The 14,392-nt window shown below is 62.0% G+C and carries 12 protein-coding genes; 5 read left to right on the top strand and 7 right to left on the bottom strand.

Annotated elements, in window-relative coordinates:
- Positions 1 to 57: 57 nt before the first annotated feature.
- The 3 genes from DWF74_RS17595 to DWF74_RS17585 form a co-directional block, all read right to left on the bottom strand.
- Complete coding sequence (locus DWF74_RS17595; RefSeq protein WP_115581391.1) at positions 58 to 1,341, bottom strand: OprD family porin; 1,284 nt, start codon at positions 1,339 to 1,341, stop codon at positions 58 to 60.
- 240 nt (positions 1,342 to 1,581) lie between these two features.
- Positions 1,582 to 1,971, bottom strand: coding sequence for a nuclear transport factor 2 family protein (locus tag DWF74_RS17590; RefSeq protein WP_102862688.1), 390 nt, complete (start codon positions 1,969 to 1,971; stop codon positions 1,582 to 1,584).
- Positions 1,972 to 1,998: 27 nt separating this feature from the next.
- Complete coding sequence (locus DWF74_RS17585; protein WP_102862687.1) at positions 1,999 to 2,694, bottom strand: DsbA family protein; 696 nt, start codon at positions 2,692 to 2,694, stop codon at positions 1,999 to 2,001.
- Between the two features lie 263 nt (positions 2,695 to 2,957).
- Here DWF74_RS17585 and DWF74_RS17580 point away from each other — a divergent pair, with 263 nt between their 5' ends.
- Positions 2,958 to 5,057, top strand: a complete 2,100-nt coding sequence (locus DWF74_RS17580) for a TonB-dependent receptor (RefSeq protein ID WP_115581390.1) — start codon at positions 2,958 to 2,960, stop codon at positions 5,055 to 5,057.
- Between the two features lie 59 nt (positions 5,058 to 5,116).
- On the opposite strand, the gene DWF74_RS17575 is transcribed toward DWF74_RS17580, so the two are convergent.
- The 4 genes from DWF74_RS17575 to DWF74_RS17560 form a co-directional block, all read right to left on the bottom strand.
- A complete protein-coding gene (locus DWF74_RS17575) occupies positions 5,117 to 5,317 on the bottom strand; it encodes a hypothetical protein (protein ID WP_102862685.1) in 201 nt (66 codons plus the stop codon).
- Between the two features lie 247 nt (positions 5,318 to 5,564).
- On the bottom strand, positions 5,565 to 6,671 hold the full coding sequence (gene aguA / locus DWF74_RS17570) for an agmatine deiminase (RefSeq protein ID WP_115581389.1): 1,107 nt from the start codon (positions 6,669 to 6,671) through the stop codon (positions 5,565 to 5,567).
- 5 nt (positions 6,672 to 6,676) lie between these two features.
- Complete coding sequence (gene aguB, locus DWF74_RS17565) at positions 6,677 to 7,555, bottom strand: N-carbamoylputrescine amidase (protein WP_102862683.1); 879 nt, start codon at positions 7,553 to 7,555, stop codon at positions 6,677 to 6,679.
- Between the two features lie 270 nt (positions 7,556 to 7,825).
- Positions 7,826 to 10,744 (bottom strand): aminotransferase, encoded by a 2,919-nt coding sequence (locus DWF74_RS17560; protein WP_115581388.1) that lies wholly within the window; start codon positions 10,742 to 10,744, stop codon positions 7,826 to 7,828.
- Positions 10,745 to 10,985: 241 nt separating this feature from the next.
- Between DWF74_RS17560 and rfbB the strand changes: the two genes are divergently transcribed.
- The 4 genes from rfbB to rfbD are packed head-to-tail and all read left to right on the top strand — an operon-like array spanning position 10,986 to position 14,360.
- Positions 10,986 to 12,068, top strand: coding sequence for a dTDP-glucose 4,6-dehydratase (gene rfbB / locus DWF74_RS17555; protein ID WP_102862681.1), 1,083 nt, complete (start codon positions 10,986 to 10,988; stop codon positions 12,066 to 12,068).
- Positions 12,065 to 12,940, top strand: coding sequence for a glucose-1-phosphate thymidylyltransferase RfbA (gene rfbA, locus DWF74_RS17550; RefSeq protein WP_115581387.1), 876 nt, complete (start codon positions 12,065 to 12,067; stop codon positions 12,938 to 12,940). The genes rfbB and rfbA overlap by 4 nt, the downstream gene beginning before the upstream one ends.
- Positions 12,937 to 13,482, top strand: coding sequence for a dTDP-4-dehydrorhamnose 3,5-epimerase (rfbC, locus tag DWF74_RS17545; protein ID WP_110651133.1), 546 nt, complete (start codon positions 12,937 to 12,939; stop codon positions 13,480 to 13,482). The genes rfbA and rfbC overlap by 4 nt, the downstream gene beginning before the upstream one ends.
- A complete protein-coding gene (gene rfbD / locus DWF74_RS17540) occupies positions 13,479 to 14,360 on the top strand; it encodes a dTDP-4-dehydrorhamnose reductase (RefSeq protein ID WP_115581386.1) in 882 nt (293 codons plus the stop codon). The genes rfbC and rfbD overlap by 4 nt, the downstream gene beginning before the upstream one ends.
- Positions 14,361 to 14,392 lie beyond the last annotated feature (32 nt).

Raw genomic sequence — 14,392 nt, 5'->3', positions numbered from 1 at the left:
CAGTCGGGGCTTTTTTGCACGACAACCACCCAGAGTCAGGTGGTGATCAAGCGCTCATCAGAACACGTTGATCGGGTAGTCGACGAACACGCGCAGTTCGTTGCCACCTTTGTTGTACTCATACGACTTCTGCGACACACGCAGAACCGAGCTGCGCACTTTGATGCTCAGGTCCTTGGCCGGGCCGCTCTGCACCACGTACTTGAGCTGGTTGAAGATTTCTCGCTCGCTGCCACCCGTGCTGTTGACGGTGGTGATGTTGTCGCCACGCACGTAGGCCACGTTGTAGGTCAGGCCCGGTACGCCGAAGGCGCCGAAGTCCAGACCGTAGCCCAGTTGCCAGCTGCGTTCGTCTTCCGCGTTGAAGTCGGACCAGTAGGAGTTGGCCAGGTAGATGGTGTTGCCGCCATCACCCACATAGCCGGACTTCTGATAACCGCCATAGGCGTAGCCCAGGTGGCTGTCGCCGGTGCTGCGCTGATGGGCGACGGTGAACGAGTGCGGGCCAGTGGCGAAGGTCGCCGCCAGGCTCCAGATCTTGTTGTCCTGACCGCCGGCGTTGAGGCCCTTGGCGAAGGATTTGTCCAGCTTGGTGCGGTAACCGTTGAAGTCCAGGGTCAGGGACTGGTCGGTGGCCAGTGGGAACACGTAGTTCAGGTTCACGTATTGTTTCTTCAGCACGTCTTCGACGTCGGAAGCGTACAGCGCGCCCTTGAACTGTTCGGTGAACTGGTAGCTACCACCCAATACGTTGATCGACTTCAGACCGCCACTGTCACGGCCTTCGGCGCTCTTGCGCGATTCGGCGGTGAAGTGACCGGCGTTCAGCTCCAGGCCCTTGATCTCCTTGGAGGTGATCAGGGTGCCGGTGTAGCTTTCCGGCAGCAGACGCGAGCTGTCGTAGTTGAGTACCGGCAGGGCCGGCATCTGGTCACCGTAGGTCAGCACAGTGTTGGACAGGCGGAACTTGACCGCCGCACCGAACTTGCTCAGGTCATCGGCGGCGTTGCCGCTGTCGCCTTGCTTGAAGAAGTCGATACCACCAGCGCCGCTGCGGCCCTTGCCGCCGTCCAGGCGCAGTGCGTACAGGCCGAAGGCATCAACGCCCACGCCCACGGTGCCTTGGGTGAAACCGGAAGAAAAGGTGCCGATGGCAGCCTGGCCCCACTCGGCCTTGTCCTTGTTACGGTCTTTGTAGTCACGGTTGATGTAGGCGTTGCGCAACAGCACTTTCAGGCTGCTGTCTTCGACAAAACCCTTGGCATCAGCCTGGCCGTCGGCCATGGCCTGTGTAGCGCTCAGAATCCCCAGTGCAATCAAGCAGATCCGCTGTTTCGACATTTTATTTTCCTTATTACGGTTTGATGACGCGCTGTGAGCTCTTTCGGCTATGGCGTTTGAACGCTCTTCTACCGTCGAAACAAAAAAGCCCGACCGCGGGTGATCGCGGCGGGCCTTTTATTATTCTTAAATATGGCTCTTGGCCACAGGCGTTGGGGGCGAATCCTATCTGCGCCCTGAACAACGTGTCAATTTCGTGAATCGTCTTTGAATAGCTGAAAATATTCTAAGAACTGCGGGCTAGAGCATTGCCAGCTGCACGCTATGGCTGTCGACGAATTGTTCGAAGTGGGTGACTTTGCCGTTTTTGAGGGTCCACAAATGAGCCACTCGCACATCGATCGGCTTGCCCGAGGCCTTGTAGATGCCTTGGTAGTTGCCATAGGCGAACACCTTGTCGCCCTGGGCCACATAGTCTTCCACCTTGAAGGTGAAGTCCTGCCATTCCGAGCCCAGGCGCTTGAAAACATGCTCCAGCACCGCCTCGAAACCGACGTAAGTGCCGGCATAGGGAAAGCCCGCCGCTTCGGTCCAACGCGCATCCGGGGCCAGGGCCGCAGCGGTGTTGTGCGCATTTTCCTGGGAGTTGGCACCTTCATAGGTGCTTTTGATCAACGCTAGGTTATCCATGGGTGACTCCACGCAGGTCAGGTGAGATCAAAGCGCACAACCGTCCAGGCCACAGGCCTGGAGCGCGCCATCTTGAGGGGCATTAGTGGCGCCCTGGGAAGCCTTCAACCACTGCGCGAAGGCCTCGGGCTTGCCCAGCCAGGGGCTGATGTCGAGCAATTGATAGCGACCGTCCCGCTCCAGCGCCAGGGTTGGGAAACCCTGGCCGCCAACTTTGGCCAGCAGCGCCCGGCTGCTCTTTATATGCTCGTCCAGCTCAAGGGCCACCGCCTGATCGTAGGCGACGGCGAACGGTTGTGGAGCAAACCCCAAGGTCTGCGCCAGTTCCAGCAGGACGTCGCGATCAGCAATCCGCCGGCCCTCCAGGTAATGAGCCGTCTGCAGGCGCCCCAGCAATTCCAGTCCACGACCGCCCTGGGCCTCGGCGGCCAATACAGCAGCGATCGGCGGTGCCGAGTCGAACACCGCCGAGTGGTCACGCAGCAAGCCCTCGAAATAGGCCTCGCCAAAAGGTTGCCCTGTGTACTCGGCGATGCGTCGGTCATGGGGCATGACGTAATCACGCAACTGCGGTGACACCGGCTGGCGGTTGCGACCGATCATCATGCCACCGGCATGGGCCACCACCGGCACCACTGCCTGGGCAGCCTGGATCAGTGGCTTGGCGCCATAGCACCAACCGCACAGCGGGTCATAAATGTAGTGAAGGGTGGCCGAGGACATAAGGGACTCCAACAGGATCTTGAGTATTCGATGGCCCGCAGACTATGCCCCGCACGCCAGGGGAAAAACCTCGAAATGGCTTTTAGTCTGTTGCTGTATCCGGTCGAATCAGTCTGTTTAGCCTGTGTATGCGGGCAGATACGACGCCGACACAATTAGAAACAATAGAGCGAAGGAACTTTTAGCGAATAATTAACATAAGTAAATAGCACGCATTATCATTCGCACCCCCTTGACTCACCTTCCTTTCGGATGCGCTTCAGATGCCTGCCCATTTCCGCCTTACGCCCCTGTCACTGGGACTCTGCACCCTGCTGACCGCCGGTTTTGCCTGTGCTGCCAGCACCACCCTGCCAACGACCTCCATCAGCGCCGAAGCCGAGGCCGACCCCGACGATCCCCGGGTCAAGGAAGTCAGCACCGCGACCCGCACCGCCACCGCTGCGCGCTATGTGCCCCAGGCCATCGACACGATCAAGACCGCCAACGTTCTGGACTACGGCCACAACGATCTGGGCAGCGCCCTGAGCGGCATTCCCAACGTCAGCAGCGGCTCCGACACCCGCTTCGACAGCCTGCGGATTCGGGGTTTCGATGCCAGCAACGACTTCTACCTGGACGGCATCCGCGACGACAGCCAGTACGTGCGCGACCTGCACAACATCGAGCGCATCGAAGTGCTCAAGGGCCCGGCGGCCGTGCTCTACGGCCGTGGCAGCCAGGGTGGCATCGTCAACCGGGTGAGCAAGCTGCCGGAGTTCGGCCGCCGCTCCAGCGTCGAAGTCCAGGGCGGTAGCCAGGACCTGCGCAGCCTGTACGCCGACCTCAGTGCCGATCCGACAGAGAACCTCAGCCTGCGCCTGAACCTGGGCAATCAGGACCAGAACAGTTTCCGCGACGGCGTCAGTGGCAATCGCCAGCTGTTCGCACCGTCCATGAGCTGGCAACTCACCCCGGAGCTGAACTGGCTGGTGCAGTACGAATACAGCCGCTACAACCGCACCCCGGACCGCGGCATCACCAGCCTCAACGGACGCCCGGCGAACGTCAGCCGGGAAACCACCTACGGCGACCACCGCGACTACATCGACGACAAATCCCAGTCCTTGCGCTCCAGGCTGACTTACGAGCTCAACGACAGCTGGCAACTGCGCCACACCCTGGCCGTGTTCAAGCTCGACAGTGACTTCGACAACACCTACCAGACCGGCTACAACGCCAACACCGGCAAAGTGCAGCGCCAGCGCTGGCAGCAGGATCTGAAGACGCGCAACATCTACAACAACACTGAGCTGGAAGGCCGCTTCGACACCTTTGGCCTGGAACACCGCCTGCTCACCGGCATCGAGATCGGCAGCCAGCGCCGCGACCCGATCCTCTACAACGCCGCCACCACAGGCCCCGGCAGCCAGGCGGTTCCCGCCGTGGATCTGTACAACCCCAATCCGTACCAGAGCCACACCGGCCGCATGCAGGTCTCCAGCAACAACCACACCGAGGTCGAAAGCCGAGCGCTCTACGTGCAGGACCAACTGCGCCTGAACGAGCAATGGCAATTGCTCGCCGGCCTGCGCTACGACAACTTCGATGTCGAGACCACCAACCGCCGCACCGGGGTTTCCGATAGCCGCAACAGCCACAGTGTCAGCCCGCGTCTAGGGGCAGTCTGGACGCCACTGGAGCACCACTCGTTCTATGCCTCGTGGAGCAAATCGTTCTCACCGGTGGGTGGCGGCCTGATCGGTATCACCCCGAACGCCGCCGGTAACGGCAACGACCTGAGCCCGGAGCTGACCCGGCAGAAGGAAGTCGGGGTCAAGAGCGATTGGCTGGACGAGCGCCTGAGTACCACCCTGGCCGTGTACGAACTGGAGCTCTACAACCGTCGCACCACCGATCCGCTGGATCGCAACATCATCCTGATGACCGGCCTGCAACGCTCCCGGGGTATCGAGTTGACTGCCAACGGCAAGCTCGTCGGCAACTGGTACTTGCGCGGCGGCATCGGCCTGCAGGACGCGGTGGTGGTCAAGGACAACAACGGTTTCGAAGACAAGCGCGTGAACAACGTGGCCAAGCGCAATGGCAGCCTGTTCATCACCTGGAAACCGGAACTGGGCTGGTACGCCGAGACCGGCCTGACCCTGGTGGGCGACCGCTACGCCGATGGCGCCAACACCGTGGTGCTGCCAGGCTACGGCCGCTGGGATGCCCTGGCCGGTTACCGGCACAAGGACTGGGACGTGCGCGCGGCGCTGAACAACATCGCTGACCGCGAGTACTACAGCTCCGCCACCAGTGCCTTCCAGATCCAGCCGGGGGAGCCCCGTAGCCTGGTGGTCACCGGCAACTACCGCTTCTAAACGACCGGCCAAAAAAAAGCGCTGCCATCCCGGCAGCGCTTTTTACAATCCGTCGTTTTCTATCCTTTCACCACATCCCACAGTGCCTGCAGTTCCGCCTCGCTGAGCAATCCAGCGGGGTAACGCTCAACGATGATCCGGCGCGGATCAGGTTCCCTGATCTGACGCGTTCCATTGGACTTCAACCATTGCGCCAGAACCTGCAGCGACTCGTTATTCATTGCCAAGGGATGGGGTGCCCGCTCGCTGACCATATTCATTCCAGCGCTCTCTCCTGGTATCTGAGCGGCCTAACTTATCCAAGGTTTATGACAGAACAACAAAAGTTCCACCTGTCTCAGAATCACCACGAAGCAGATACAAGAGCTATGCCAAAGTGCCAGGTGGCTCGACGTACGGCCATGAAAAAGCCCGCAACCCAACTGGGCTGCGGGCTTGCTGAAAAGCACCCGGTGCGGAATCGGTCCGACGCCGTCAAACAGGCAACACCATCTGTTACAACGGCACTCAAATTCGCTGCGGCGCGGGCTGCTGTTGGGTAAGGCAATGGATATTGCCGCCACCCAGTAACAGTTCGCGCCCCGGCACCATCACCACTTCATGCTTGGGAAACAATTCCTGGAGGATGGCCTTGGCCGGGGCGTCCATCGGGTCGTCAAAACTCGGCGCAATGATCCCGCCGTTGACGATCAGGAAGTTCACGTAGGAACCCGCCAGGCGCACGGAGGGATTTCGCTCCTGGCTGCCTTGCACGGCATCGACACCGGCGCATTCCTCTTCGGTGGCATACAAGGGACCGGGAATCGGCATCTTGTGCACCTTGAAAGTGCGGCCCTTGGCGTCGCGGGTGTTTTCCAGCACCTGCATGGCCGCTCGGCAGCGGGGGTAGTTCGGGTCCTGGGGATCGTCGGTCCAGGCCAGCAGCACTTCGCCCGGGCGCACGTAGCAGCAGAAGTTATCCACATGGCCGTCGGTTTCATCGTTGTACAGGCCATCCGGCAGCCAGACGATCTGCTCCACCGCCAGGTGCTCGCGCAACACCGCCTCGATCTGCTCACGGGACAGATGCGGGTTGCGGTTGTGATTGAGCAAGCATTCCTCGGTGGTGATCAGCGTGCCTTCGCCGTCGACGTGAATCGAACCGCCCTCGAGCACGAAGCCTTCGGTGCGGTACTCCTGGCAACGCTCGATCTCCAGCACCTTGCTGGCCACCTGCTCGTCACGGTTCCACGGCGCATAGAGGCCGCCTTCGAAGCCGCCCCAGGCGTTGAAGCCCCAGTGCACACCACGCACTTCGCCGCTGTGGTTGATGACGAAGGTCGGACCGGTGTCGCGGACCCAGGCGTCGTCGCTGGACATCTCCACCACGCGGATGTTGGGTACGTCCAGCCGCGCCCGGGCGTTTTCATACTGGCCCGCGGAGACGGCCACGGTCACCGGTTCGAAGCGGGCAATGGCCTTGGCCACCGCCGCGTGGGCGGCCTGGGCCGGCTTGCCGCCCAGGCGCCAGTTGTCCGGACGCTCGGGCCAGATCATCCAGGTCTGGGTCTGGGTCGCCCATTCGGCCGGCATGTAGAAACCGTCGGCGCGCGGCGTGCTGTGCAAAGTGCTCATAGTGTTCAGGACTCCAGGGAACCGTCGAGGGTTTTCAGCGCGCCATAGAGGTTCGGACGACGGTCACGGAAACTGCCCCAGGCGCTGCGGATGTGCTCGAGCTCGTCGAGGTCGAAGCTGTGCACAAGGATACCTTCTTCGGTTTGGTTGAGCTCCTGAACCTTCTCGCCGAACTGATTGGCGATAAAGGACGAACCGTAGAAGGTGATGTCGTAACCGTCCTGCTCTTCGTTGCCGATGCGGTTGCTGGCGATCAACGGCATCAGGTTGGCCCCGGCATGCCCCTGTTGCACTCGCTGCCAGTGGTCGCGGGAGGAAATGCTCTGATCATGGGGCTCGCTGCCGATGGCGGTCGGGTAGAAGAGGATTTCCGCGCCTTGCAACGCCATGCTGCGGGCGCACTCGGGGAACCACTGGTCCCAGCAGATGCCCACGCCGATCTTCGCGTAGCGGGTGTTCCACACCTTGAAGCCGGTATCGCCCGGGTTGAAGTAGTACTTCTCGTGGTAGCCGGGGCCGTCCGGGATATGGCTTTTCCGATAAATCCCCAGGTTGCTGCCATCGGCATCGATGATCGCGATGCTGTTGAATCGCGCACGCCCCGCCAGCTCGTAGAAGCTGATGGGCAGCACCACTTGCAACTCCCGGGCAACTTTCTGGAAGTGCGCGATGGCGACGTTGCTATCGACCGTGGTGGCCAGTTGCAGATAGTCCGGGTTGGGCTTCTGGCAAAAATACGGGGCCTCGAACAATTCCTGGATCAGGATGATCTGCGCACCTTTGGCGGCGGCTTCACGGACCAGCTTTTCGGCGGTTTCCAGGTTGGCCTCAAGGTCCCAGGAACAAGCCATCTGGGTAGCGGCGACGGTAACGATTCGGCTCATGGAACAACTCCCGGGCAATGGACGCGGTCGATGACAACGGATTAGGAAAAGGACGGGGCACGACAAGGTCGCGCCTGACGACGGCCACTTTATATCCGATAAATATCGACTTTAAAAGCCACAGAATTCTTGAATGCGCAAAATATCCGACAAAATACCGATAACAATCGAATAGGCATAAACACATTCGCCGGCAAGCCAGCCCCCACAGAAAGGTGTAGGAGCCGGCTTGCCGGCGAATGGAGATGAACGCAAGCGAACGACGAGCCCTTACAGATCTTCGCCCAGCACCTTGTCCAGCATGTCGACGAAGAAATCCACGCTCTGCCGGCTGGTGACCATCGGCGGCTTGATCTTGAGGATGTTCAAGTGATCGCCGGTGGGCTGCATGAAGATCCCCAGTTCCCGCAGGCGATCGCACAGCAGGGTGGTCTCCTCGGTGGCCGGTTCCAGGGTCTGGTGATTGCGGATCAGTTCCAGCCCCAGGTAGAAACCGGAGCCATGCACCGCACCCACCAGGGGATGCAGGTCCTTGAGCGCCTCCAGGCGTTGCCTGAAATGTTCACCCACCACCCGGGCGTTCTCCCAGAGGCCCTCCTCCTGCATCACATCCAGCACGGCGATGCCGATGCGGCAACTGACCGGGCTGCCACCGGATGAAGAGAAGAAATAGCCCTCGGCCTCCAGCGCCTCGGCAATCTCGCGACGGGTGATCACCGCCCCAAGGGGCTGACCGTTGCCCATGCCCTTGGCCATGGTGATGATGTCCGGCACCACGCCCTGCTCTTCAAAGCCCCAGAAGAACTTGCCCATGCGGCCATAGCCCACCTGGACCTCATCGGCGATGCACACGCCACCCCGGGCCCGAACCCGTTCGTAGACTGCCTGCAGATAACCCGGCGGCAGCGAGATGCCCCCGGCATTGCCGTACACCGGCTCACAGATAAACCCGGCCAACTGACGATGCTGCGCCTCCAGCTTGTGCAACTGCTGGTCGACGCTGCGCAGGTACTGCGGTGTGCTGTCCTGGCCACGGAACTCGCCGCGATAGGTGTTGGGCGCCGTCACCGGGTGCACCCAGTCGGGACGGCTGGTGAGGGCCTGGGGATTGTCGGCGATGGAGGTCGACACCGCGTCGGCCGCCACCGACCAGCCGTGATAGGCCTCCAGCACGCTGAGCATGTCGCGCCCGCCGCTGTAGGCCCAGGCCAGGCGAATCGCCAGATCGTTGGCCTCGGTGCCGCTGTTGACCAGGAACACCCGATCCATGGAGTCCGGCGCCAGGGCCAGCAGGCGCTCGGAGAATTCGGCGATCGCCGCATAGTGAAAACGCGAGTTGGTATTGAGCAGCGACCATTGGCGCGCCGCCTCGGCGGCCATGCGTGGGTGACCGTGGCCAAGCACCGCGACGTTGTTGAGCATGTCCAGGTAGGAACGCCCTTGCATGTCGATCAGGTGATTGCGCCAGCCGCGCTCGATCCGCGGCGGGTCGACGTAGTAGTGCTTTTGCGAGCGGGCAAAGCTGGCATCGCGTCGCTCCAGCAGGGTCTGTGGGTCCAGCTCCGGCTCGGCATCACAGGCCAGCCCCAGCAGCGCGGCCGGAGAGGGGCACAAGGCCTGCCAGGCTGGCGCGCGGGAAGGGGTACAGAACAGCGGCGGATCCAGCTCGGCCGCTCGACACAACTGCACCTTGAGCCGACCGTCGGCTACCACGGCCCCCAGTACCTGCCCCTTGACCAGGGCCGCCCCCGGGTGCAACGACGGCTCGACGCCCCACAAGCGCACGCTCAACGCCGGGCCATCCAGACGCAGCAGGCCGTTCTCGGCACGGTGCAGCACACCGGCGAACGGTGCTTCTACCGGCGTGCCTGCTGGCACTTGCAACTGCACATGCAACGGGCAGGTTTGCGGCTCCAGGGCGCTGTCGGGGCAGGTCCGCGACAAGCGGTACTGGCCATAGCGACTGGCGGCCAGGCCATGGGCAACAGCGGCTTCGGCCAACAGACGATCATCAATCCCCGGCTGCTCCCAATTGCCGGCTTCGAAGTGCGGGCTGAGCACTCCCAGGTCGATCAGGGCGAACTCGCGCCCTACCAGGCTCGGCAGCAGCGGGACAAAGCCGTCACTGCCAATGGCCGGCAGCGACTCCCCGACAGCGCTGAGAATGGCCGCTTCCATGAACTCGAAAGACACGGAGCTGGCGACCCGGAAAATCTCCCACTCGTGGTGCAAATTGGCGCGGCTGTAGGCGTTGCCCGGATCGATGCTGACCTGCTGCTCGCCACTGAGCACCAGCACCGCGGCGCGGGCCACGATCAATGGCCAGAGCGCCAGCAGCTCGGCCCGTTGCAGCGGGTTGACCTGGTGATAGGCCTGGATCGCCGGCAGGATGCGCAGCGGATCGCCCTCGGCGTGATGCAGCAGTGCGGCGCACGTCACCGACAGATCGGTGATGCGCCAGGTACGGATCAGGTCGCCGAAATCGATCACCCCCTGCAACTGCCAACGGCGCGCGGCATCCCGCTGCCAGACCACGTTGTCGTCGGTGATGTCCATGTGGATCGCCTGCACCGGCAATTGCTCCTGCAAGAGCTGCAGCCGCCGTTCGGCGCGCTGCGCGGTGTCAGCGATCAAGGCCCGTTGCTGCGGGTCCTGGATGACTGGCAACAAATGCCCGATCAGCGCCTGGGCATGCCGGGCATCCCATTGCAGGGTGCGTTCGAGCCCCGGATGTTGGAAACCTTCCAAAGCCAGGTCCATCTGCCCGCAGAGCCGGCCCAGGCCCGCCACCAGCTCGTTCCCCAGGTGCGGCAGGTGGGTCAGGGAACGACCCTCTATATAGTCGAGCAACCGCACGTGCAGCGCTTGCCCGGCAATCTCCAGGGACAGCAGGTCTGCACCGTTTTTGGCCGGAATCACCCTGGGCACTCGCAGATCGGGGTATTGCTGCAGGTGCTTGAGGCCCGCGTGCTGCGCTTGCAACTCCAGGGCCGAGTAGTCGCCACGGCAGATCTTCAGGACAAAGCGGCCCTGGGGACTGTCGAGGCGATAGTTGAGGTCCTGCTGGCTGCCCAGAGACTGCAAGGTGCCTTGCAGACCGTAATGGGTTTCCAGCAGCTCCAGCGCTTGCTGTGCAGTGACCTGTGGGCTGGGCAGACTGGCGCGGTGGATCAAGGTGGCGAGCAACATGCAACGATCCCTGGAATTGTTATAAGCCGCTTATATCGCCATTGCCCAAGGCGTTACGCAAGCCCAAAGAACGGGAAACAGACAGGCACCGTCCCCGCCTCAACCCTGCACTTTGCGAAATTTCCGACCGTTCGCGGTGAAATCGACTGATGGCGCCTATTGCGCCTAAGACGTCGTGTCGACAAGCTATGCTGCATTTTTTGCAGTAAATGATCGTTTTCAAGGACACAGGCCCTCCAACATGCGCATTCTCGTCACCGGCGGAGCCGGATTCATCGGCTCGGCTCTGGTCCGCCATCTGATCCAGCACACAGAACACGAAGTGCTGAACCTCGACAAACTGACCTACGCAGGCAACCTGGAATCGCTGCACAGCATCGCCAGCAACAGCCGCTACGAATTCGTCAAGGCCGATATCGTCGACCAGGCCACCGTCAGTGCGGTGCTCGCGCGCTTCCAGCCTCACGCGATCATGCACCTGGCGGCCGAGTCCCATGTCGACCGCTCCATCGACGGGCCGTCCGACTTCATCCAGACCAATATCGTCGGCACCTACAGCCTGCTGGAGGCAACCCGCGCTTACTGGCACAAACTGCCCGAAGCGGAAAAGGCCGCTTTGCGCTTCCACCATATTTCCACCGATGAGGTCTATGGCGACCTGCATGGCGTCGACGACCTGTTCACTGAAACCACGCCCTACGCCCCCAGTTCGCCCTACTCCGCCAGCAAGGCTGCGTCCGACCATCTGGTCCGCGCCTGGCAGCGTACCTACGGCCTGCCGGTGCTGATAACCAACTGCTCCAACAACTATGGCCCGTTCCACTTTCCCGAGAAGTTGATCCCTCTGGTGATTCTCAACGCCCTCGCAGGCAAGCCGCTGCCGGTCTATGGCAATGGCCAGCAAGTGCGCGACTGGCTGTACGTCGAGGATCACGCTCGCGCGCTGTACAAGGTGGTGACCGAGGGTGTGGTCGGCGAGACTTACAACATCGGCGGCCATAACGAGCAGAAGAACATCGACGTGGTACGCGGCATCTGCAGCCTGCTGGAAGAGCTGGCCCCGCAAAAACCCCAGGGCGTTGCCCACTACGCCGACCTGATCACCTTCGTCCAGGACCGCCCGGGCCACGACCTGCGCTACGCCATCGATGCCGGCAAGATCGAGCGGGAACTGGGCTGGGTGCCAGAAGAAACCTTCACCAGCGGACTGCGCAAGACTGTGCAGTGGTACCTGGAAAACCTCGAGTGGTGCCGCCGAGTACAGGACGGCAGCTACCAGGGCGAACGCCTGGGTTCCACCGACATCAAGGATCTGATTGCATGATTAAAGGCATTGTTCTGGCGGGCGGCTCCGGCACCCGTCTGCACCCCATCACCCTCGGTGTCTCCAAGCAACTGCTGCCGATCTACGACAAGCCGATGATCTATTACCCGATCTCGGTACTGATGCTGGCCGGCATCCAGGACATCCTGATCATCTCCACCCCCCAGGACTTGCCGCAGTACCGCAACCTGCTGGGTGACGGCAGCCAGTTCGGCGTGCGCTTGAGCTACGCCGAACAACCTTCACCGGATGGCCTGGCCCAGGCGTTCCTGATCGGCGAAGAGTTCATCGGCAATGACCCGGTGTGCCTGATCCTGGGCGACAACATCTTCCACGGACAGTACTTCGGCGAACAGCTGCGCGCTGCCGCCAAGCGCAGCTCCGGCGCTACGGTGTTCGGTTACTGGGTCAAGGACCCGGAGCGCTTCGGGGTCATCGACTTCGACAGCGAAGGCCGCGCCCTGTCCATCGAAGAGAAACCCAAGAAACCGAAATCCAGCTACGCGGTCACCGGCCTGTACTTCTATGACAATGACGTGGTGCAGATCGCCAAGGCAGTCAAGCCGTCGCCCCGTGGCGAACTGGAAATCACCGACGTCAACAACGCCTACCTCAAGCGTGGCGATCTGCATGTGGAGCGCTTTGGCCGGGGCTTTGCCTGGCTCGACACCGGCACCCACGATAGCCTGCTGGAGGCCTCGCAGTACGTACAGACCATCGAGCACCGTCAAGGTTTGAAGGTCGCCTGTCTGGAGGAAATCGCCTACCAGAACCAATGGATCAGCCGTGAGCATCTGCTGGAGCGCGCCGCCTACTTTGGCAAGACCGGCTATGGCCAGTACCTCTTCACCCTGGCCGGGGAGACGCAATGAAGATCATCCCCACCGACCTGCCCGGCGTGCTGATCATCGAGCCCAAGGTGTTCGGCGACGAGCGTGGGTTTTTCTACGAGAGTTTCAATGCCAAGGCCTTCGCCGACGCCACCGGCCTGGATACTCAGTTCGTTCAGGACAACCATTCACGCTCGCAAAAAGGCGTGCTGCGTGGCTTGCACTATCAGTTGCAGAACACCCAGGGAAAACTGGTACGCGTGACACAGGGCGAAGTGCTCGATGTGGCTGTCGATATCCGTCGCAGCTCGGCACACTTTGGTCAATGGGTCGCCGTACGCCTCTCGGCCGAGAACCATCGCCAGCTCTGGGTTCCCGAAGGGTTCGCCCACGGTTTCGTGGTGCTCAGCGACTTTGCCGAGTTCCTCTACAAGACCACCGACTATTACAATCCCGCCGCCGAGCGCAGCATTCGCTGGGACGATCCGACCCTGGCCATTGACTGGGAACTCACCGAGCCCCCGCAATTGTCCGCCAAGGATCAGGCCGGCAGCCTACTGGCCGAGGCCGATCTGTTCCCATGAGCACTCCCCTGAAAATCCTCATCAGCGGCCAGCACGGCCAGGTTTCCCGCGAGCTGCAGCAGCGGCTCGGCGACCTGGGCGAACTGGTGGTCCTTGGTCGAGACCAACTGGACCTGAGCCACCCGGAACAGATTCGCCAGCAGGTCCGCACCATTGCTCCGCATCTGATCATCAACGCCGCCGCCCACACCGCCGTCGATCAGGCCGAAAGCGAGCCGGAGCTGGCCTTTGCGATCAACGCCACGGCCCCCGGGATCTTCGCCGAGGAAGCCCGGGCACTGGGTGTGCCACTGATTCACTACTCCACCGACTACGTGTTCGATGGCCGCAAGGACACGCCCTACGTAGAGGAAGACGAGCCCAATCCGTTGGGGGTCTACGGCCAGAGCAAGCTGGCGGGCGAACGGGCCATCAACCTGGTACAGGGCCAGCACCTGATCCTGCGCACCAGCTGGGTCTATTCCAGCCATGGCAAGAACTTCCTGCTGACCATGCAGCGCCTGCTGCAGGAACGACCCGAGCTGCGGGTGGTGGCCGACCAGATCGGCGCGCCCACCTGGGCCGGCACCATCGCCAACAGCACGCGCGCCCTGATCGAACGCTGGCAGTCCGGGAATCAAGGCGCCTGGGGCACCTACCACCTCACCGCCCACGGCGAGACCTCCTGGTTCGGTTTCGCCCAGGCCATCGGCGAGCAGTTGCTGGCCCTGGACAAGCCTTGTGCGGTGCTCGAAGCCATCCCCTCCAGTGCTTACCCGACCCCGGCTCCCCGGCCGCTGAACTCACGCCTGGACTGCAGCCGCCTGGCTCGCGAATGGGGCGTGACCCAGCCGGACTGGCGCAGCGCACTGCGCGAGTGTCTTGCCGAGCAGGGCTAGGCATAATGCGCCTGTATCCACAGGCGCCCTTT

Origin of the sequence: Pseudomonas protegens (assembly GCF_003363755.1) — a bacterium.
In the GTDB taxonomy this organism is placed as follows: domain Bacteria; phylum Pseudomonadota; class Gammaproteobacteria; order Pseudomonadales; family Pseudomonadaceae; genus Aquipseudomonas; species Aquipseudomonas danubii.
This window is presented reverse-complemented; position numbering and strand designations above follow the sequence as displayed.